Raw genomic sequence first — 21191 nt, forward strand, 5'->3', positions numbered from 1 at the left:
TTAAAATAAGATAATACTTATTTTTTACTAATCATATAAGTTACTTTCTAGAAAACAAGTTTTCTACCACCCAAGCCGGACCAATCAATAGAAACTGAAGATCTTTTAAGAAAGAAGGTTTTTTGCCTTCAATATTGTGTCCGTAAAATTGTCCGATCCAGGCAATAACAAAAACGCCAATTGAGAATGCCCACAGCGGAACAATTTGCCCGATGTAATAATTAATAACCAAACAAATTGCAGAAAAAATAGCAATTTTAATCGCCATTGTAACTGATAATCTGATGTAAAAAATAAGAACGAAAAGTAAAACTACAAATGCCCAATTTTCAATAATTGGCAAATTTAATTTTAAGGTATCAGCGATAATTCCACTCGGAATACTCTTTAATAAACCTACAATAGAAAAGAAAATTGCAGGAACACAAATATAGTGTATCGCTTTGTTTGTTGGGTTTTGGTGGCTTACGGCATATTCTGCAAACCATTGCTCTAATGTTCTCATTTTTTGTTGGTTTATAGTTAGTTGAAGTAAATCTAATAAAATTTTTCATTAGTAATTACAACATAAACAATAAACTAAAATCAATAAACCTACTTCTGATTATATTCAAAAACACTATCCCACAACTCATCGATTTTGATTAGTGCTTCGTTTAGAGGAATCACCTGCCATTTCCCGTTAGTTTCTATTCCTATTCCAATACTTTTTAATTTTAGTAATGCATCGTTTACATCAAAATCCAACTCGGTTTTTAAATGAGAAGAAAACCAAGATTCAATTTGTGAATCTAGCTCTTCGGCTGTTAATGGGGTTTGGCTTCTATTTAGAAATGCGTATGCCAAGATTGTTTCTTTTAAGGCTTCTTCTTCTGATGAATTTAGTAATGAATAAAAAGCACCGCTGTTGTTTCCGACATTCTTAAAATACAAACTATCCGAAAGTGTTTTAGAATACCTAATTTTCTTATTTATAAAGTTATTGTACTGGCGGAAACAATAAGCTGCTAAAATCCCTAAAGCAATTAATCCTTGGTTTAAGGAAGTTTTACTGTTCAATAAATCAATGGTTTCGCCTGTTTGATAAGCATCGTACATATTGATAAGCGCGGGAATTACTTTGGCACTTAAAAGCGAAATTCCACCAAAAACTCCAGGAACCCAAAGTAGCATTTTGTCTTTCAATGACATTTTCGGAATTGCATTCGGAAATATCGTTTCAAGATCGTTTTTAGGAACGCGTTTAAATATTTTCAAGGCAATTGAACCTGGATCAATGGGCATCTTTCCTAATTTGACTTTTTTTGCCGTTAGATAATCTGCGTCGCTGTAATTGAGGTAGATAAGAACACGATCGTAATATTCGATTTCCACTTCTTTTTTCCAGAAAAAATATTTCTTGACTTTTTCTTTTGCCTTATGATGGCCACGTGCGTATAGTTCGTAATCTTTGAAAGCATTAAAATCTATTGCGAGATTTAAACCAATTAAATCAGATTCTTGAAAGGCTTCTTTTAAAATTTCTTCGTTAATTCTGTAATAGTTGCCGCGTTCTAAAACTTTAAGTAAGGTTTTTTTAAAAACTCCAAAATCACTTTTACCAATAAAACCTTCACGTTCTTTTTCGCTCAAATCTGGATCGTAAAGCGCGTAATGCTGCTTTAAGTTTCGGTTAAGATTAAAAGATTCGTAATGATAATAATGCTCTATAATATCAAAAAACTTTTTAAAATCTGCAGCCTTTTGTTGATCTTCCGCGAAAGCTGCAATCTGCTGCTCGAGTAAAAATTCTTTATTAAACGGAATATAATGTTCTCGTGTCATTTGATTTTGGGCTTTAATTTCGTGGCGTTTACTAAACGCAAAAATACTTCTTTTTTTTGAGGGGCAAAGAGAAGAGAGGGGCAAAATGGCAGAGTGTAAAGGCACAAGGTTTTAATTGGAAAAACATTATCAAAACAAAAAAAGTGGGATTTCTAATCGTTACCAGCGATTTGAAATCCCACTTTGTGTTCCAAAAAAAAAGTGACAAAAAATTTAAAAAGCCTTCTCGAAGAAAACTTATATTCTAACTAAAAATTATTCTTAGCAATATTAGTACATAATAAAATTGTGACTATAGGTATTTATACGTGTTTTTTTTAAGTGCTAGTTACTAGGATGCTAAGGTTTTGATTGTTTGTTTTTTATGAATCAAATTGGTTTAATTTTGTCCGGATTTTTTTAATTCGATTACGCCTTGAATGTACTTGATTAATTCGTCTTTATTTACAGAAAAAAGAGCAGATTCTTCTTCTGTGTTTAAATACAAATTGGCGATGCTTTCTGCGTCCATATTTTGTGTTAAATAGTGGTGTTCTGCAAATTGTATAAGATGATCAACAAAAAGTTCGCGTTGTTTTCCTTTCTCTATTGTTTCTTGATCACCTTCTTTTATTTTTTCGATTACAGATTCTGGGAGATCTATAGTGAGATACATGCAGTCTACAGTAACTTTAGACAGCATTTCTTTAGGCACCCTTCCAACTGCATTGCAATAAGCGCAGGGTGCAGGAACCCATTTTAATTGTCTATTTAAACGAACAATGTCTTCCCATTCAACAAATCCTTTGCCGAGACACCTCGGGCATTCTATATCTGATCGTTTAAATAAATTGAATATGCTCATTGGTTATAAAATATTCTTAGTGGTTTTGTAGCATGCGAATTTAACCAATTAAGTAAGAAAAGTTATTCAGATAAAATGTTTTTTTAAAGAAAAGAATAAACAACGAATGCTGAATTGCTTTATAATGTCTAAAACATCGGTTATGCAAAAGGTTTTTAACATGTTTCACAAGGTTTAAGACATAGATATTATGTAACAAAAAGATAAATTGCATGAAATGGAGTTTGTCATTTAACGTCTTAAATTTGATAGATAATTCTTTCAAATTTTAATTAATGATCTTTACTATGGAAAATATACACACAACTAAAACACAAAATTTCTTTAGAATTTTGCTGGGACTTTTTATGATAACCGCTGCTTTTGGGCATCTTACTTTTCAAAGAATAGATTTTCAGGCGCAGGTTCCTAACTGGGTTCCTATGGATAAAGATTTAGTAGTGATTCTTTCTGGAATCGTAGAGTTAATACTTGGGCTTGCTCTTATTTTTTTGACGAAATATAAAGTTCACATGGGAATTTTCCTTGCCGTATTTTATGTAATGGTTTTTCCGGGCAATATTGCCCAATATTTAAATAGAATTGATGCGCTGGGCATGAACACAGATCAAGCGCGTTTGATACGATTGTTTTTTCAGCCTGTTTTGATTTTTCTGGCTTTATGGTCTACTGGGGCGATTGAGTATCTAAGGAAAAAGAAGTAAATCCAAAATGGGTTTAAAATTAAAGCATGAAGTTCAACTTTTCCAAAAGTTATCTAATTATCAAAATTGACAAATTATCTAATTGAAATATTATCTAGCAAAATTTGATACTTCCTTCCCACAGGAATAATTTCGCCATTAGACATAGTGAGATTTTTAAAAGTAACAGCGGTAATTTTAGCAGTATTGACGATATAAGAACGATGTACTTGAAGGAAATTTGAACAGTCAATCTCTGTACTTATGCTAGCGAGTGAACCGTAAATAATAATTGGCGATTTTAGTTTGCAGTTGTGCAGTTTCATGTAATTGCCCAGACTTTCTATATATAAAATATCAGCAAGCGGAGTTTCTAGTAATTGCCCATTAGAACGGTACGAAAGTACTTTTTCGTTACTATTTGTTTCTTTTTTAAGAGTATTTCCAGAATAATAAGTTTTGGCTTTTTCTATGGCTTTTGAAAATTTTTCTAACGAAATGGGTTTCATTAAATAATCAATTGCATCGTTTTGGTAAGCCGAAAGCGCAAAATCAGAATAAGCTGTTGTGACAATTGTAAGCGGTCGGTTGGGCTGCAATTCCATTAATTCGACACCCGAAATTACGGGCATATTAATGTCTAGAAAAATAATGTCATATTGGTTTTCGTTAAGTAGTTTTATGGCTTCCATACCATTAAAAGCGCTTCCGGAATGTTCCAGTTCGTCAAATTTCGAGATGTGCGAAATCAGTGCTTTGTGCGCCGGCGATTCGTCATCGATTATGAGACAGCGGTAGGTAAATGCCATATACTTAATTTTACTACAAACATGTTTTTTTCTTTTTTACAGCTTAAATCGTGTTTTAAGCCGTAAACTTCTAAACGTCTTTTTAGGTTTTCAATTCCGATTCCTGTGCTCGAAAGACGCGAACCCGAATCAAGATAATTGTTTTTTAAAGTAAAGGACAAATTTCGACATTTTACTTTTAAATCCAGATTAATAAAAGGTTCTGCAGTTTCGGCAGAAAACTTCACGGCATTTTCTACCAATGGTAAAAAAAATAAAGGCGGAATCTCGATTTGGTCAAATGCACCTTCTAGATTTTGTGTTACATTCAAACGTTCGTTTCTAAAGGTATAATATTCAATATATTTTTTTACGAAAGCAATTTCTTCTTCCACCAAAACAAAATCTTTTTTAGAAGCTTCAATCTGATAACGGAGCATATCCGAAAGATTCAGGATTCGGTCTGGAACTTTATCGGGTTCGGCCAAGGCTTCGCCGTAAAGATTATTCATCGCATTGAGTAGAAAATGCGGATTTAACTGTTGTTTTAAAAACGAAAGTTCCGATTTGAAATTCATAATATCTTTATCGGCATCCATGATTTTTTTGGTGATAACGACATGAATGAAATAAAAAAATGTTCCGTTGATTATTAAAGATAATATTTGAAGTGTCTTAAAATTCCCTAATCCCACCAGAGGAAAAAACCAATTCATAAAAAAGTAAAAACAAGTCCAATACCCAACAAGAAGCGTGAAAAAGAGTTTGACTTTCTTTTTGAATAAAATAGGTTTGATGATGAAAACATTAAAAAATGTTATCCAGACAATGCAAGGGAAATATCCGACGGCAATTTTGCTCAAAATATATGCCCAGCTGTGTCCGTCGAGTCTTATTTCGTCGTAAACACAAGCAAGAATAACCAAATAAACAAGTGTATTTACAAAGAGATTTCGTAAAAAAAAGTTCTGATAAATTTTAGCGATTGTCATAACGGCAAAAATAATATAATCGTATAGTTTTAAGCCAATTGTAAGAGGGAAATTATACAAACGCCATTCGTATAAATCATACGCCACTGGTATAAAATTACTATTAGAATATGAGCTTGTAAATTACTTTTGAGCCGAATTTATAATTTATTCCAAAAACAATTTATACCAATTATGAAGTCTAAAATCATTTCAGTTTTCGTTGTGTTTATTTCCGTGCACGCTATTGCTCAGGAAAAAGAGCCAGGTATAAAAACATTAGGAAAAGCAATAGTAGACAAATTCCCTACAACTAGAACTTTTGATTTGCAATATGAACAGTTAGGACCTTCTAATTACGATTCTGAATTATTTGGGAATAAATTGGAAAGAGGAAGAGTTGAAAATCACAGTCGTTTTAAAGCAGCTTTTAATCTGCCATTTTATGCTTCAAAATCAAAGCGTTTTGTTTTGACGACTTCGCTTCGTTATAAATATGAAAGTTATCAGTTTGGAGACATTTATAGTTATGCCACAACCCAAACTTATAGAAGAGAAAATGAAGACATTCATTACTGGGCAGGTGCTGTGACGGCAACCTATATGGCATCTCTTTTTAATAAACCTGTTATTTACAGTGCTACAGCATCAGTTGATGGAAATGAAGAGAATTTACAGCGTATAAAAGGATTTGCATCGTCAGTTTTGGTGCTTACGAGAACTCCTTCTACGACAATTACTGCTGGAGTTTTGGTATTGCTGGATCCGTCTTCTATTGTACCGCTAACGCCGCTTTTCTCGATGAATCATAAATTTAAAAACTCAAAATGGGATATGGATTTTATTCTCCCACAGCGATTATTATTTAGAAGAGAATTGTTAGAAAACGGAAGAATTTCCTTAGGAACGGAATTAAATACTGAAAGTTTTTATCTAAATTTAAACTCCTCAAATTTACATGGAGTTTACGAACTCAATCAATTAGAATTAAAATCGGGCATTACTTATGAATACAGCTTTACCCCAAAGCTGATTGCATTTGTAAAAGGCGGTTTTAATAATGTTGTCAGCGCTCGAATTACCGAGAAGGGAGAACGCACCAATCGCTATGTTTATGATCAAAAAGAAGATACACAGGGTTATTTTAGATTCGGAGTATCTTATAATCTTTTTAATAGAAAGTAAGAATGTATATGTTTAAAGAATTAAAAGAGTCACCCATGGTTGTGGAAATTTTTAAAACGAATGTTCAGAAAGAATCTGATAAAAATTATGTCATCGCCGTTATTCAAACTCAATTTCCAGATTATAAAATAAATTTTGATCTGGAAGACTGCGATAAAATTTTAAGGGTAGAAGGTATAGATCTGGAGTGCGATAATATAGTGGATTATATGCATTGCCTAGGTTATACCTGTGTAAGACTTGATTAATTTATATTGAAAAACAGGTGTAAGTACGCAGCTGTATTTGTTTCTTTTGTAAGTATTTTTGCTTAATAATTTTAATTTAATATAAATTATCAAGATGACAGGTTTTATTCTTTACATTTTAATTTTTCTCTTAGAACAATTACGTTAATATAGCTGTTCTGCTTATCGCATTAATTTCTTGCCGCTTTTTCACCACGAAAAGGTTTGTTCTTTTTTTGCATATTATTTTTCTAATTTTGTGCCATGAAAAAAGCGTTCCAACTCTTCGATTTTACCCAAGAAGTCAATTATAAAAATGAAATTTTAGCTGGTTTAACAGTGGCAATGACCATGATTCCAGAATCTTTGTCGTTTGCTATTCTTGCAGGATTTCCGCCTTTGGTTGGGTTATATGCGGCCTTTATAGCGGGTTTAGTAACAGCTATTTTTGGAGGAAGACCCGGAATGATTTCTGGTGGAGCAGGGGCAACGGTAATTGTTTTGATCGCTTTAATGAAATCGCACGGAATAGAATATGTTTTTGCAGCCGTCGCACTTGGCGGAGTAGTCCAGATTTGTGTCGGACTTTTTAAACTTGGAAAATTTATTCGGCTCGTTCCGCAGCCTGTTATGTTTGGTTTCGTAAACGGACTCGCGGTTGTAATTTTCATGTCGCAGCTGGAGCAGTTTAAAACCGTTGTAAATGGTCAGGTTTCTTGGCTTCAGGGAACTCCACTGTATATTATGCTGGGTTTGGTCGCACTTACAGTTGCTATTGTTTTAATTTTTCCAAAAATCACAAAAGCAGTTCCCGCATCTCTGGTAGCAATTATGATTGTCTTTGCGTTGGTAATTGTATTTAATATCGAAACCAAAACGGTAGAAGATATTGCTTCTGTTCAAGGCGGATTTCCTCCGTTTCATATACCAAATATTCCGATTTCTTTTGACACTTTAAAAGTGATATTTCCATATTCTGTAATTGTCGCGGCCGTTGGTTTGACTGAAGGTTTGCTTACGCTGAATTTAGTCGACGAAATTACTGGAACTCGCGGAAACAGTAATCGCGAATGTATTGCGCAGGGAAGTTCAAACATATTAAACGGATTTTTCTACGGAATGGGAGGCTGCCCAATGATCGCACAGACTTTGGTAAATCTTGGTGCTGGTTCTAGAGCGCGACTTTCTGGAATTATTGCAGCTTTGACTATTTTGCTGATTATACTTTTTGGCGCGCCTGTAATTGGTAAATTGCCTATGGCAGCTTTAGTCGGCGTCATGATGATGGTTGCGATTACTACTTTTGAATGGGCAAGTTTCCGGATTATAAACAAAATGCCGAGACACGACATTTTTGTCGGAATATTGGTTGCTGTAATTACGATTGTATTGCACAACTTAGCCTTGGCGGTTTTAATTGGTGTGATTATTTCTGCTCTAGTTTTTGCTTGGGAAAGTGCTAAAAGAATTCGTGCGAGACATTATATTGATGAAAATGGAGTAAAACATTATGAGATTTATGGTCCCTTATTTTTCGGATCCATAACTGCTTTTATGGAAAAGTTTGATGTAAAAAACGACCCCAAAAACGTTATAATTGATTTTAAAGAAAGCCGTGTTTCTGATATGTCTGCAATTGAAGCTTTAAACAATCTGACTAAAAAATACAGTCAACAAAACAAAACAATAGAATTACAGCATTTAAGTCCAGACTGCAGGCAATTACTTAAAAATGCGGATGCCGTTATTAATGTAAATGTAATTGAAGATCCAACTTATAAAGTAGTGTCTTGATAATTGTGAATTGTGAATTGTTAATGGTGAATTTTAATGTTGCGATCCAATTTTCTGTAGAGACGCACTGCAGTGCGTCTGCTTACTGTTTGTGTATCGCTTCTTATCATAGGTTAAACCCGACAGGTTTTTAAAACCTGTCGGGTTTCTTGCGTTATATTGTTGCGTTGTTTCTGCGCATAAGACGCACTGCGGTGCGTCTCTACAGATGTAATTGGATTATGATTAAAATTTTTGTAATGTGTTAAGTTTGTCAGGCTGAGCGTGCTGAAACTTCGGGAGAAGCCACACACCAATTATCTAATTTTCTAATTGACAAAATTTCTAATTAAAATAATTTGATTTTTGTAACTTTACAAAATGAAACTGACAGAAACACTAGAAGATTTTTATACAATTAAAATAAAAGGAATGCCCGAGAATCTTAAAAAAGAAATGGGACATTTTAATGTTTTTAAATTGGATGATTATGTTGGAAGTACTTGTAATCCTTTGCCTTATACCCGAAAAGACTTTTATAAAATAAGTTTGATTATTGGTAAAAACAAAGTTCATTATGCAGATAAAACAGCAGTCATTGAAGATCAGGCTTTATTTTTTGCAAATCCGCAGATTCCATACAGCTGGGAACATATAGATGAGAATCAAACTGGATTTTTCTGCATTTTTACGGATGCTTTTTTTAATCAATTTGGAAATTTAAAAGAGTATCCATTATTTCAGCCTGGCGGAAATCCCGTGGTTCCAGTTTCAACAGAATTAGCAGAATCTCTTAAAGCCATCTATTTAAGAATGTTCGATGAAATTAATTCTGATTATGCTTTTAAATATGATATTCTTCGAAATCTAGTTTTTGAGATTATTCATTTAGCACTCAAAACGCAGGCTGTAACTACTTCATTATACAGTAAATCGAATGCGACTATCCGAATTTCATCTTTGTTTTTAGAATTATTAGAGCGTCAGTTTCCGATTGAATCTATTACGCAGCAAATTACTTTTCGTTCACCATCTGAATTTGCAAATCAGTTAAATGTGCATATCAATCATTTGAATAAATCTTTAAAAGAAACAACTGGAAAAACAACTTCTCAGATTATTTCAGAAAGAATTGTTCAGGAATCAATGATTTTACTGAAACAAACCAACTGGAATATTAATGAAATTGCGTGGTGTCTGGGATTCGAGGAATCATCTCATTTTATTAATTTCTTCAAAAAAAATGTTCAGGTTTCACCAAAAAACTATCGTCAGGTAGAAATTGTTTGATTTTTGCAATTTCTGGTTTGATTCTTTTAATGTTTGAGAAGCACTTCGCTCATAACTTTGTCCTGTAATTAAAACGTAAAAAATTAAAATCATGGAAAATAACAAAGTTTGGTTTATCACAGGTGCTTCAAAAGGACTTGGATTAGAATTAGCTAAAAAATTATTAGAAGAAGGTTTTAAAGTTGCTGCAACTTCTAGAAGTGAAGAGGCTTTGATGAAAGTATTAGGAAATACATCTGAAAACTTTCTTCCTTTAGAAATGGATTTGGTTGATGAAAAAAGCGTTAAAAATGCTATTGAAAAAACTATAAGTCATTTTAAAACAATCGATGTTTTAGTGAATAATGCGGGTTATGGTTTATTAGGTGCTTTGGAAGAATTAACAGATGCGGAATCTAGAAAAAATTTCGAGGTAAATGTTTTCGGATTATTGAATGTAATTAGAAATACAATGCCGATTCTTCGTGCTAACAAATCAGGACATATTTTTAATATTTCTTCTGTTGGAGGTTATGTTGGGAATTTTCCAGGCTGGGGAATTTACTGTTCTACAAAATTTGCCGTTGCAGGTTTAACAGAATCGTTATCTGCTGAGGTAAAAGAGTTCGGAGTTCATGCAACAATTGTTTATCCAGGTTATTTTAGAACAGATTTCTTAAAAGATAGTTCTCTGTTATTGCCAGAAAATCCGATTGCGGCTTACAAAGAAGTTAGACAATCTGAAAATGCTCACAAAGAGAGCATCAACGAAAATCAGCCAGGAGATCCAGAAAAATTAGCCGATGCATTAATTAAAGTGAGCCAAGATGAAAATCCGCCGTTGCATTTATTTTTAGGAGAAGATGCTTTTAATATGGCAAATCAGAAAATTGCAAGTGTCCAAGATGAATTGGGTAAATGGAAAGAGGTTTCAGTTGGGACTAATTTTTAATTAGATGATTTGTCAATTTGGATAATTAGAAAATGATTTTACTGTTGACGCTTACGTGAGTCTTCTCTGAATATAACAAACCCGACAGGTTTTTAAAACCTGTCGGGTTTGTTGTGTTTATAAACTGTCAGGCTGAGCGTTCCGAATCCTCGGGAGAAGTCCGCGTGCCAATTGGAATGCCTTTCGACTTCGCTCAGGGTGATATTTAATTCATTTTCTAATTATCAAATTTTCTAATTGCCACATTATCTAATTAACGAAGCATTGATTTTACATCACTCAATTTTCCATCAATCTCTCCAATTTGTAAACCTAGAATATGGGCAATTAGCGGGTAAACAGAAACATTCGGGAAAGTTTTGACTGTTTTATCTCTTTTAAAAGCAGGACCTTTTGCATAAAAAATAGCATGCATATCTTTTTCATTGTTATCATAACCATGCGTTCCGCCTTTTATATGCGTACTTTCTTTACTGACTAAGCTATATCCTTTTTCGGCTTCAATAACGAAATCATGTACACGCGCATTAGTGCCGTAATGAAGTCTCTTTGGAACTTCGGTTGATTTCCAGAATTTAATATGTGGAACTTTCTTTAAAGCATTATAAATCGAATCCTGAAATCCAGCTTTTGCCTGCAAACTCATAATTGGGTTAATAACATCTTTGTAGCCAAGCCATTCTGGTTTTAAATAATCTAAAACAGCCACTTTTTTATCATTGCTGATATTGGCCATTCCGTGGTCTGAAACAATAATTAAATTGATTTGTTTTCCAATTGGCAGTTGATCCAATTTTCGCGATAATTCTCCCATAATAGAATCCATTTTTGTAACTGCTTTTTTTGTTTCAGGCGAATTTGGGCCAAAATTATGTCCGCTGTGGTCAGGCTCGTCAAAATACAAAGTTACAAGATGAGGACTTTGGTTTTCTGGTAGTTGCAGCCATTTCATAACCGTATCAATTCTAGCTCCATACGGAATTTTACCATTGTAATTTTTAAAATAACTCGGATTTCTATTATCTATATCAGAGCCCGGCCAGAAAAAAGAAGCCGTTTTTACGCCTTGCTGTTCAGCCAAATTCCAAATCGGATTGCCGCCATAAAATCGGGAATCATTTTTTGCATTGCTTGATAAAGAAAATGATTCGTTTAAAGAGGCATCATAAAAAACATTATTAATAATTCCGTGATGATCTGGATAAAGTCCTGTCACTATAGTATAATGATTAGGGAAAGTTTTTGTTGGATAAGAAGGTTTCATAGATTTTGCATGAACGCCTTCTTTTGAAATTTGTTTAAGATTCGGAAGATTGAATTGCTTACCATAATCCCAGCGAAAACCATCCATAGAAACTAAAACAACATAAGCATCTTTATTGGTTTGGGAATGTGAAAGAGTAGTAAGAAATAAGAATGTGAAAGATAAAAGGTGAGTTGTAAATTTTCTCATTTTGCAATTTTAAATAGAACTGCAAAGGTAGAAATAACAGATTTTTTAAAGAAAAAGAGAATGTTAAACTAACGGAAATGTTTGCCACGAATTTTCAAAAATGCTTTGTTTAGAAGAAAGTTGCCACAGATTAAAATGATTTTCACAGATTATAATCTTTTTTAATCCTTAATCTATGGCTAAAAAAAATGGCAAGATTTAGAAAAAATTATTCGTGAAAATTCGTGAAATTCGTGGCAAATAAAAACAAAAAAACGCCAGATATTAATCTGGCGTTTTAAGTTTTAAGAAAAGAATGATTACATCATTCCTGGCATTCCGCCTCCCATTGGCATTCCGCCTCCGGCATTTTCTTCTTTAATATCAATTAATGCACATTCTGTAGTAAGGATCATTCCAGAAACAGATGCAGCGTTTTCAAGAGCTACACGAGTTACTTTTTTAGGATCGATAATTCCAGCAGTAAGCATATCTACATATTCGTCAGTTTTTGCATTGTATCCAAAGTCGCCTGAACCTTCAGAAACTTTAGCCACAACAACAGAACCTTCAAGACCAGCGTTTTCAACGATAGTTCTTAATGGAGCTTCAACAGCACGAGAAACAATTTGGATTCCTGTAGCCTCATCAGCGTTATCAGCTTTTAAGTCAGCTAAAGCAAGTTTTGCTCTTAATAAAGCAACACCTCCACCAGCAACAATTCCTTCTTCTACGGCAGCACGAGTTGCGTGTAAAGCATCATCAACTCTGTCTTTTTTCTCTTTCATTTCTACTTCAGAAGCAGCACCAACGTAAAGAACAGCAACACCACCAGCTAATTTAGCCAAACGCTCTTGCAATTTTTCTTTATCATAATCAGATGTTGTAGTTTCCATCTGACCTTTAATTTGGTTTACTCTGTTTTTGATGATATCAGCTTCACCAGCACCGCTTACGATAGTAGTATTGTCTTTATCGATAGAAACTCTTTTTGCGTTTCCTAACATTTCGATAGTTGTATTTTCAAGAGTATAACCTCTTTCTTCAGAAATTACAGTTCCACCAGTTAAGATTGCGATGTCTTCTAACATTGCTTTTCTTCTGTCTCCGAAACCTGGCGCTTTTACAGCAGCAATTTTAAGAGCACCTCTTAATTTGTTTACCACTAATGTAGAAAGAGCTTCTCCGTCAACATCTTCAGCAATAATTAATAATGGTTTTCCTGATTGAGCAACTGGCTCTAAAACTGGAAGTAATTCTTTTAAAGAAGATACTTTTTTGTCGTATAATAAGATGTATGGAGAGTCTAATTCAACTTCCATTTTCTCTGGGTTTGTTACGAAGTAAGGAGAAAGGTATCCTCTGTCAAACTGCATTCCTTCAACAACGTCAACGAAAGTATCAGTTCCTTTAGCTTCTTCAACAGTAATTACACCTTCTTTTCCAACTTTTGCAAAAGCAGTAGCGATTAACTCACCAATAACTTCGTCATTATTCGCAGAGATAGAAGCAATTTGTTTGATTTTATCAGAATCGCTTCCAACAACTTTAGCTTGTTTTGCTAAGTCGGCAACAATAGTTTCAACAGCTTTGTCGATACCACGTTTTAAATCCATTGGATTTGCACCTGCAGCAACGTTTTTAAGACCTTCTTTTACGATAGCCTGAGCTAAAACTGTAGCAGTTGTAGTTCCGTCTCCTGCTAAATCATTGGTTTTAGAAGCCACTTCTTTAACCATTTGAGCGCCCATGTTTTCTAATGGGTCTTTTAATTCGATTTCTTTTGCAACCGAAACACCATCTTTAGTAACTGTTGGTCCACCAAATGATTTTCCGATAATTACATTACGACCTTTAGGTCCAAGCGTTACTTTTACAGCATTTGCTAATGCATCAACACCACGTTTTAATCCGTCACGTGCTTCAATATCAAATTTTATATCTTTTGCCATTTTTTTTATTTGCTTTAGGCAGTAGGCTTTAGGCTTTACGCCTTTCTACTGCTTGGTTAATTTTTTTTTACTGCTTTTAGATTTATGCAGTAGGCTTTAAGTTTTTATTGGGATTTATAGCTTACAGCCTATTGCTTTACTAATACTTGTTTTAATTTGTAAATTTTGCTTTTAATGCTATTGATTTTTTCTATTTGATCTTGAGCAATTTCATTATTAAGATATTGCAAATCTTTAGCTAAAATCACAAGATATTCTGTTTCATTGGCAGAGCCTAAAGCGATGTTGAGAAATTGATTGAATTCTTTGTCGCTATTTCTTCCGCATCCTTCACTAATATTAGTTGGAATTGATGAAGAAGCCCTTCTGATCTGACTTGTTAATCCGTATAATTCTTCTTTTGGAAAAAGAGAAGTAATTTTATAGATTTCTAAAGTTAAAGAATGACTTAGCTGCCAAATATCATATTTCTTAAAATCTCTCATTCTTTTTTGGCTTTATGCTTTATGCAATAGGCTTTAAGCTTTTGGTGAAGCCTATAGCTTACGGCTTAAAGCTTACAGCAATTAAATTATCGCCAGAATATCATCCTCGCGCATGATTAGATAATCAGTGCCTTCTAATTTTAATTCAGTTCCGGCATATTTGCCATAAAGAACAGTATCACCAACTTTTACGGTCATTGTATGATCTTTAGATCCGTTTCCTACTGCAACCACAGTTCCTTTTTGTGGTTTCTCTTTGGCAGTATCTGGAATAAAAATACCTGAGGCAGTTTTCGTTTCGGCTGCAACAGGCTCAATAAGTACGCGGTCTGAAAGCGGTTTAATGTTTAAAGCCATGATTTTTATATTATTATTAGTTATACATTTTTTAATGTTCAATAAACTTTCAGAAATTGTGCCATGGTGCTAAAACTGACATTATTTCTTAAAAAAAATGCCAGCTTTGACAGGCTGGCATTAGATTTTATATCGAGCTGAAATTATTTAGCTGCTGGTGCTGCTGGAGCAGGAGTAGTTCCTTGCGCTGGTGCAGCTGGTGTATTTACAGGAGCTTCAGTTTTATCAATGATTTTAGAATCAGTATCGCTTAAAGATCCAGAGAAACTTAAGCTAGAAAGTAAAATTAACACAATTAGAACGGTCGCTAAAGTCCAAGTACTTTTATCTAAAAAGTCAGTTGTTTTTTGTACTCCTCCTAACATCTGCGTTCCGCTGATAGTAGAAGACAATCCGCCTCCTTTAGGGTTTTGTACCATAATAACTACGATCAATAGAAAACAAACTATTGTGATTAAAACTAAAAAAATTGAAAATGTGCTCATTACTTAATTATTGTTATTGTTATTTTGTTGTAAAATCTTTATATCCGATATGCGGTCTGCAAAGAAAGTAATTTTTTCTGGATATTTCAAAATTAATATTTCATAAGCTTGAATTGCTTTTGTATATTTCTTTTGTTCCAGATAAACCCTAGCCAGAGTCTCAGTCATCAAATACGAATTATCCTCGGTATTGCTTTCAATTTGTACCACCGGCGCGCTGTTTCCAGGTTTAATTGGAGAGATTTTCGGATTGGTTTCGATAAATTTATCGATAATTTCAGCTTTTTTTAGTCTCTCTTCATTAATTGACGGCTCTTCTTTTTTGGTTTCAACAGTTGTGTTTTTAATTTCTTCATCTGCCGAAACTTCGTCTGAACGATCAATTGGTTCTGTTCTAGATAGTTGAAGCCATTCTTGAAAAGAGTGTTTTTCGTTAAGCGAAAAATCTAAAGGTTTTCCAATTTCTAAATGTTCTTCTGCATTTATTACAGCTTCGGTTCTCTCTTCTTGAACTTCTTCTTCAGTCGCTGCTGGAATTTCTTCTTGAACTTGTTCTGTGATTTCCTCTTTAGTTTCTTTCAGAATTTCTTCTTTAGTTTCATCAGGAATTACAGTTTCAGCTTCCTTAATTGAAGAAAGAATTGATCGTTCAACGGGATTAATTTTAAATTCAGGAATTATCATTTCTTCGATGACACTATCATCTTCCTCTTCTTCAGCTGAATTTAAAACTGGCTCTTCAATAATATCAATTTTTGCTTCTTCAGTTTTCGGTTCTTGAGAAGTTGCAGCTTCAGCTTCTTTAATTGAATTTAAAATCGAACGCTCAATTGCGGGATCAATTTTAGGCTCTTCAACTTTTACAGATTCAGGTGTAGAAGCAGTTTCAGCTCCTCTTATTGAACTTAAAATAGAATCTTCAACACGATCAAATTTAGGAACTTCAATATTTGTTGGTTCTGTTATAGTCGGAGTTTTAGTTTCTTCTGTAATATCTAAAGTTGAATCTTCAATTGTATCAATCTTATTTTCTTCTTCAATTACTGGTTTTTCATAAGTAATTGACTGCGACTCTTTGATCGCACTAAAAATAGAAGGATCTATTTCTGGAAGAGCTTTTGGTGTTTCAATTTCTATTGGCTTTTCAAAAGTTACTGTTTGAGCTTCTTTGATTGCCGTAAAAATTGACGGATCTATTTCTGGAATATTTTTGGTTTCTTCAGATTTTATTGGTTCCTCTATTTTTAAAGGTTCTTCAACTTTTACAAATTGATCTATTGAAGGTGTTTCTGATTCTTTAATAGAATTCAAAATAGATTGTTCAAGAGTGTCTGTTTTTACCTCAAGTGCTTTCTGAATTTGCTCTGGCGAAATTATCTCACTGTCAAAAACAGTAATTTCAAGAAGGTCTCTAAGTTTTTGTTCGTAGAAATCATTTTGAATAGAAGTAAAAGCTTCAGAAGTAATAAAATCAAACAAAACAGAACGATCGGAAGTATGAGCGGCCGTAACCTTTAATGCATAATTATACTTAAAGCTGTTTTGATTGTAAAGTCCTTTTAATCGCAATGCACGGGCACTTTGAAAATACGGAAATTCATTCAAAACACTTCCTAATGCGTCCGCCTGCTTTTCTGTAATAGCTTCCGGTTTGTTCATTAAGTAGGTATAATCAGTAACGTTCATTTTTTGTTTGTTTAATCGTTTTTTTAGTTTAACTGTTTATTGGTTTTAAAATCAATTAAATGATTTCAACAAATAAAGAATTACCATTTAGCTAATGACTCATTAAAGATATCCTGCGTAATTCTTTCAAAAATAACTCTGATTGCTTCATTTAAAACAGATCCAGTTGGAAGATCTCTTCCTGGGAAATCATAATAGAATTCAAAAGATTTTTCAAAATCATCTGTTTCTTTCTTCTTATTAGAGAATCTTACATTAATACGTATAGATAGACGGTTTTGTGCTGCCTGCTGATCTGCAGTTGCTGTCATAGGAGTTATTCGGTAATCTGTAATTTCTCCTTCGTACTTCAAATCTCCGCCATTACTTACTAAGTTTAAGTTGGTCTGATTCATAATCAAATCCTGTAGGGCCAATGTGAAAGTCCTGTCGATTCCAGGTTCAACCAAGTCTGCATTATTTTGAAAGAAATTCACCTGAAAGGTTTTTGCATCAATTTTTCCCGTTCCAGTAAAATTGTAAACAGAACAACCGCTAAAAGTTGTAGCAACTAATAATAGTAAAAGATATTTTAAGTGTTTCATTTTATTCTATAAGTATTTCTTCGCCATTCAGCTGACGCTCGGTCAAAGATATTCATTTCGTTTAAACAATTTCAAGTCTTAACTTCTTTGCAGAAATTAAAGATCAAATTGTTTGATTTTGCGGTATAATGTTCTTTCAGAAATTCCTAATTCATCTGCCGCTGCTTTACGTTTTCCTTTGTTTTTTTCTAATGATTTTTTGATCATTTCGATTTCTTTTTGTTCCAAACGCAGAATCTCTTCTTCTTCAATTGTCTCGGCAAATAAATAGTTATCATCAGGAATTTGGTAATTTTCTTCTCTAACTGCAGGAGCAGTCATAACAGCTGTTCTTGGTTCTTCTTCAAAATCAATTTCGCTGTCGTTTTGCTGGTTCCCGTATATTTTCTGAATTAAATTCGGATTAATATCCTGTACTTTAGAAGTACCATTTTTCATTAATTCCAAAGTCAGTTTTTTCAAATCATTTAAATCGCTTTTCATGTCAAAAAGGACTTTGTATAAAATGTCTCGCTCGGTACTAAAGTCGCTTTCTTTTTTACTGTCATTAATAACAGAAGGTAAATTGCTTCCTTCTGCAGGCAGATACGATTTTAAAGTTGCCAGTGTAATGTCACGATTGGTTTCTAAAACAGAAATCTGTTCAGCGACATTTCGAAGCTGACGAATGTTACCGCTCCATCTGAATTTTTGTAATAACTGAACAGCATCATCGTCTAATTTTAAAGGCGGCATTTTGTATTTGTGAGCAAAATCGGCCACAAATTTTCTGAATAACAAATGAATATCGTCGTTTCTTTCACGCAAAGGAGGTAAAGTAATTTCGACAGTACTCAAACGATAGTATAAATCTTCACGGAATTTACCCTTTTCAATAGCATTGAATAAATTCACATTTGTTGCTGCAACAATACGAACATTTGTTTTTTGAACCTGAGATGAACCCACTTTTATGAATTCACCATTTTCTAAAACACGCAGCAGTCTTACCTGTGTTGTCAATGGTAATTCGCCAACTTCATCTAGAAATATAGTTCCGCCGTCGGCTACTTCAAAATAACCTTCGCGCGTACTTGTAGCGCCTGTAAAAGCTCCTTTTTCGTGTCCGAAAAGTTCACTGTCAATTGTTCCTTCTGGAATAGCTCCACAGTTTACCGCAATATATTTTCCATGCTTTCTATGTGAAAGCGAATGAATAATTCTTGGAATATTTTCTTTACCAACACCACTTTCCCCAGTCACCATTACCGAAATATCAGTAGGAGCAACCTGAATGGCTTTTTCGATGGCGCGATTTAATTTTGGATCATTACCAATAATCTCAAATCGTTGTTTTATTGCTTGAACTGTTTCCATTTATTTTTTTTGTTTCTCTTTGCCACGAATTTCACTAATTCACACGAATTTTGAAATTGGGTTAATGAATAACTCTTTTGTGTTGTAAAGACTTTTTATTAAAGTTAACAATAATTCCTAAATCACTATCTGCCAGCTTTAAATAATTTATTGTTTGAGCAGTATGTTCATCAATGATATCTTTAGAAGCTTTTACTTCTAAAATAATTTCATCATACACTACAAAATCAGCATAAAATTTATGTGCTAAAACAATGTCTTTATAATGAATATCATATTCTTTTTCACGTTGAAAAGGAATATTGTTCTTTCTAAATTCATATTCCAATGCATCTTTATAAACTATTTCAAGAAGTCCCCCAACAAGGATCCTATGAATCTCCATGCAAATGCCTACAATTTTAAAATACTCTTCTTTTCTATATAATTCCATAAATTTACTTTTTCCAGCAATTTATTGATTATAAATTATTTGAAAGAAAATTCGTGTAAATTAGTGAAATTCGTGGCAACAACTTTAATTCATTTCACTCAAACCAACCGCTTCGCCTTTTAAAGTTCCTGAAGTACAGCTTGTGATTTTTACGTTTACGAAATCTCCAATTTTATAATTCTCTTTTGGGAAAACCACTGTTATGCTTTGAGAATTTCTTCCAGAGAATTCATCTTTAGATTTTTTAGAAACTTTTTCTACTAAAACTTCAACTGTTTTGCCCACAAATTCCTCACTTCTAAACCAAGCGTGTTTTTGTTGTAAATCAACAATTTCTTGTAATCTTCTGGCTTTTGTTTCTTCTTCAACATCATCTTTCATTTTTCTTCCAGCCAAAGTTCCTGGGCGTTCAGAATACGAATACATATAACCGAAATTATATTTTACATATTCCATTAAACTCATGGTATCTTGGTGATCCTCTTCTGTTTCCGTTGGGAAACCGGCAATCATATCCTGCGAAATTGATGCATCTGGAACAATCGCTCTAATTTTGTCAATCAAAGCCATGTATTCTTCACGTGTATGCAGACGATTCATTTCTTTCAGAATTCTGTTACTTCCAGACTGAACTGGTAAGTGAATATGTTTACAGATGTTTGGATATTTCGCAATAACGTGCAAAATACTTTCGTGCATATCCTGCGGATTAGAAGTCGAAAATCTAATACGCATTTTAGGAAAACCAACCGCAACCATTTCTAATAATTGGTCAAAATCGACTGCAGTAGCTTTCTGCATTTCAGATGCATTCACGAAATCTTTTTTCAAACCTCCTCCGTACCAAAGATAACTGTCCACATTTTGGCCTAAAAGCGTAATTTCTTTAAAACCTTTATTCCATAAATCCTGAATTTCAGCCATAATACTCTGCGGCTCACGGCTGCGCTCACGACCGCGCGTAAAAGGTACAACGCAGAAGGTACACATATTATCGCATCCGCGGGTGATCGAAACCAAAGCTGTGATTCCGTTACTCATTAAACGAACAGGCGAAATATCTCCGTAAGTTTCTTCTTTTGATAAAATTACATTAATGGCGTCACGTCCTTCTTCAACTTCAGCCAATAAATTTGGAAGATCTTTATAAGCATCAGGGCCAACAACAAGATCAACTATTTTTTCTTCTTCCAGAAACTGACTTTTTAAACGCTCGGCCATACAGCCTAAAACACCCACTTTCATTTTCGGATTCGTGCGTTTTACGGCATTATATTTCTCTAAACGCTTGCGAATAGTCTGTTCAGCCTTATCTCGAATAGAACAGGTGTTAACCAAAACCAAATCGGCTTCTTCTAGAACAGAAGTTGTGTTATATCCTCCGTCAGACAAAATGGAAGCTACGACTTCACTGTCCGAAAAATTCATTGCACAGCCGTAACTTTCTATAAAAAGTTTTTTAGTATTCTCAGGTTTATTTTCTAAAACAAGACTTTCGCCCTGCTTGCTTTCTTCAATAATCTTTTCCATTGTAAAATTTCAAAGTGCAAAGATAGCGTAAATACGATCATATGACAAGATGGCAGAGGAGAAATTTTAGATTTTAGATTGCAGATTGAAAGAATAAAAAAAAAGCTTTAGCTTTTTTTACGTAAAATCTAAAATCTAAAATCTAAAATCTAAAATCTAAAATCTAAAATCTAAAATCTAAAATCTAAAATCTAAAATCTAAAATCTATCCCGAGGCTTCGGAACTAAAATTTAAAAGCACATTTAATAGGTCATAATCGATTAAAAGTTATACCTATATATATTATCGAGATTATTACAGATAAATCTGCAATTTTAAGTTTCATAATATCAAAATACTTCAAAAATTCATTAGCAAGGTTAATATTTAAAAAA

21 protein-coding genes are annotated in these 21191 nt (G+C 33.6%); 6 read left to right on the forward strand and 15 right to left on the reverse strand.

Going from position 1 to position 21191, the window contains the following annotated elements:
* Positions 1-40 precede the first annotated feature (40 nt).
* The 3 genes from QMG60_RS08380 to QMG60_RS08390 form a co-directional block, all read right to left on the reverse strand.
* Entirely contained in the window at positions 41-505 is a 465-nt protein-coding gene (locus QMG60_RS08380; protein WP_281867459.1) for an Mpo1-like protein, read from the reverse strand.
* An 89-nt stretch (positions 506-594) separates the two neighbouring features.
* On the reverse strand, positions 595-1824 hold the full coding sequence (locus QMG60_RS08385; RefSeq protein ID WP_281867461.1) for a TMEM143 family protein: 1230 nt from the start codon (positions 1822-1824) through the stop codon (positions 595-597).
* A 379-nt stretch (positions 1825-2203) separates the two neighbouring features.
* Positions 2204-2668, reverse strand: coding sequence for a hypothetical protein (locus QMG60_RS08390; protein ID WP_057117174.1), 465 nt, complete (start codon positions 2666-2668; stop codon positions 2204-2206).
* 287 nt (positions 2669-2955) lie between these two features.
* On the opposite strand from QMG60_RS08390, the gene QMG60_RS08395 reads away from it, so the two are divergent.
* Positions 2956-3372, forward strand: coding sequence for a hypothetical protein (locus QMG60_RS08395; RefSeq protein ID WP_134139471.1), 417 nt, complete (start codon positions 2956-2958; stop codon positions 3370-3372).
* Positions 3373-3446: 74 nt separating this feature from the next.
* Here the strand turns inward: QMG60_RS08395 and QMG60_RS08400 are convergent, their stop codons facing one another.
* Complete coding sequence (locus tag QMG60_RS08400) at positions 3447-4160, reverse strand: LytTR family DNA-binding domain-containing protein (RefSeq protein ID WP_281867462.1); 714 nt, start codon at positions 4158-4160, stop codon at positions 3447-3449.
* Entirely contained in the window at positions 4133-5218 is a 1086-nt protein-coding gene (locus QMG60_RS08405) for a histidine kinase (protein ID WP_281867463.1), read from the reverse strand. The genes QMG60_RS08400 and QMG60_RS08405 overlap by 28 nt, the downstream gene beginning before the upstream one ends.
* Before the next feature lie 87 nt (positions 5219-5305).
* Here QMG60_RS08405 and QMG60_RS08410 point away from each other — a divergent pair, with 87 nt between their 5' ends.
* The 5 genes from QMG60_RS08410 to QMG60_RS08430 all read left to right on the forward strand — a co-directional run bounded on the left by QMG60_RS08410 (position 5306) and on the right by QMG60_RS08430 (position 10516).
* Positions 5306-6295, forward strand: a complete 990-nt coding sequence (locus QMG60_RS08410) for a hypothetical protein (protein ID WP_281867464.1) — start codon at positions 5306-5308, stop codon at positions 6293-6295.
* An 8-nt stretch (positions 6296-6303) separates the two neighbouring features.
* Positions 6304-6543, forward strand: coding sequence for a hypothetical protein (locus QMG60_RS08415; protein ID WP_241774361.1), 240 nt, complete (start codon positions 6304-6306; stop codon positions 6541-6543).
* A gap of 243 nt (positions 6544-6786) precedes the next feature.
* Positions 6787-8316, forward strand: coding sequence for a SulP family inorganic anion transporter (locus QMG60_RS08420; protein ID WP_281867465.1), 1530 nt, complete (start codon positions 6787-6789; stop codon positions 8314-8316).
* A 360-nt stretch (positions 8317-8676) separates the two neighbouring features.
* Complete coding sequence (locus QMG60_RS08425; protein ID WP_281867466.1) at positions 8677-9585, forward strand: helix-turn-helix transcriptional regulator; 909 nt, start codon at positions 8677-8679, stop codon at positions 9583-9585.
* 91 nt (positions 9586-9676) lie between these two features.
* Positions 9677-10516 carry an oxidoreductase gene (locus QMG60_RS08430; protein WP_281867468.1) on the forward strand — a complete coding sequence of 280 codons (840 nt, stop codon included), beginning with the start codon at positions 9677-9679 and terminating at the stop codon, positions 10514-10516.
* Between the two features lie 253 nt (positions 10517-10769).
* On the opposite strand, the gene QMG60_RS08435 is transcribed toward QMG60_RS08430, so the two are convergent.
* From QMG60_RS08435 to miaB, 10 genes are all read right to left on the reverse strand, one after another.
* Positions 10770-11969 carry an ectonucleotide pyrophosphatase/phosphodiesterase gene (locus QMG60_RS08435; protein WP_281867469.1) on the reverse strand — a complete coding sequence of 400 codons (1200 nt, stop codon included), beginning with the start codon at positions 11967-11969 and terminating at the stop codon, positions 10770-10772.
* 299 nt (positions 11970-12268) lie between these two features.
* Positions 12269-13900, reverse strand: a complete 1632-nt coding sequence (groL, locus tag QMG60_RS08440; RefSeq protein ID WP_057117167.1) for a chaperonin GroEL — start codon at positions 13898-13900, stop codon at positions 12269-12271.
* 128 nt (positions 13901-14028) lie between these two features.
* Positions 14029-14385: a four helix bundle protein gene (locus QMG60_RS08445; RefSeq protein ID WP_281867470.1), complete on the reverse strand. Its 357-nt coding sequence runs from the start codon at positions 14383-14385 to the stop codon at positions 14029-14031.
* Between the two features lie 81 nt (positions 14386-14466).
* Entirely contained in the window at positions 14467-14742 is a 276-nt protein-coding gene (locus QMG60_RS08450; RefSeq protein WP_012023920.1) for a co-chaperone GroES, read from the reverse strand.
* Positions 14743-14885: 143 nt separating this feature from the next.
* The gene (gene secG, locus QMG60_RS08455; RefSeq protein ID WP_134139479.1) at positions 14886-15227 is read right to left on the reverse strand and encodes a preprotein translocase subunit SecG; all 342 of its coding nucleotides are present in this window, start codon (positions 15225-15227) and stop codon (positions 14886-14888) included.
* Between the two features lie 3 nt (positions 15228-15230).
* Positions 15231-16913, reverse strand: coding sequence for a tetratricopeptide repeat protein (locus QMG60_RS08460; protein WP_281867473.1), 1683 nt, complete (start codon positions 16911-16913; stop codon positions 15231-15233).
* A gap of 80 nt (positions 16914-16993) precedes the next feature.
* Positions 16994-17497 carry an LptE family protein gene (locus tag QMG60_RS08465; RefSeq protein WP_281867474.1) on the reverse strand — a complete coding sequence of 168 codons (504 nt, stop codon included), beginning with the start codon at positions 17495-17497 and terminating at the stop codon, positions 16994-16996.
* Between the two features lie 96 nt (positions 17498-17593).
* Positions 17594-18853: a sigma-54 dependent transcriptional regulator gene (locus tag QMG60_RS08470; RefSeq protein WP_057117163.1), complete on the reverse strand. Its 1260-nt coding sequence runs from the start codon at positions 18851-18853 to the stop codon at positions 17594-17596.
* A 61-nt stretch (positions 18854-18914) separates the two neighbouring features.
* Complete coding sequence (locus tag QMG60_RS08475) at positions 18915-19286, reverse strand: GxxExxY protein (RefSeq protein WP_281867475.1); 372 nt, start codon at positions 19284-19286, stop codon at positions 18915-18917.
* A gap of 84 nt (positions 19287-19370) precedes the next feature.
* On the reverse strand, positions 19371-20816 hold the full coding sequence (miaB, locus tag QMG60_RS08480) for a tRNA (N6-isopentenyl adenosine(37)-C2)-methylthiotransferase MiaB (RefSeq protein ID WP_057117162.1): 1446 nt from the start codon (positions 20814-20816) through the stop codon (positions 19371-19373).
* Positions 20817-21191 lie beyond the last annotated feature (375 nt).

Source organism: Flavobacterium sp. GSB-24 (assembly GCF_027924665.1).
Taxonomy (GTDB): Bacteria; Bacteroidota; Bacteroidia; order Flavobacteriales; family Flavobacteriaceae; genus Flavobacterium.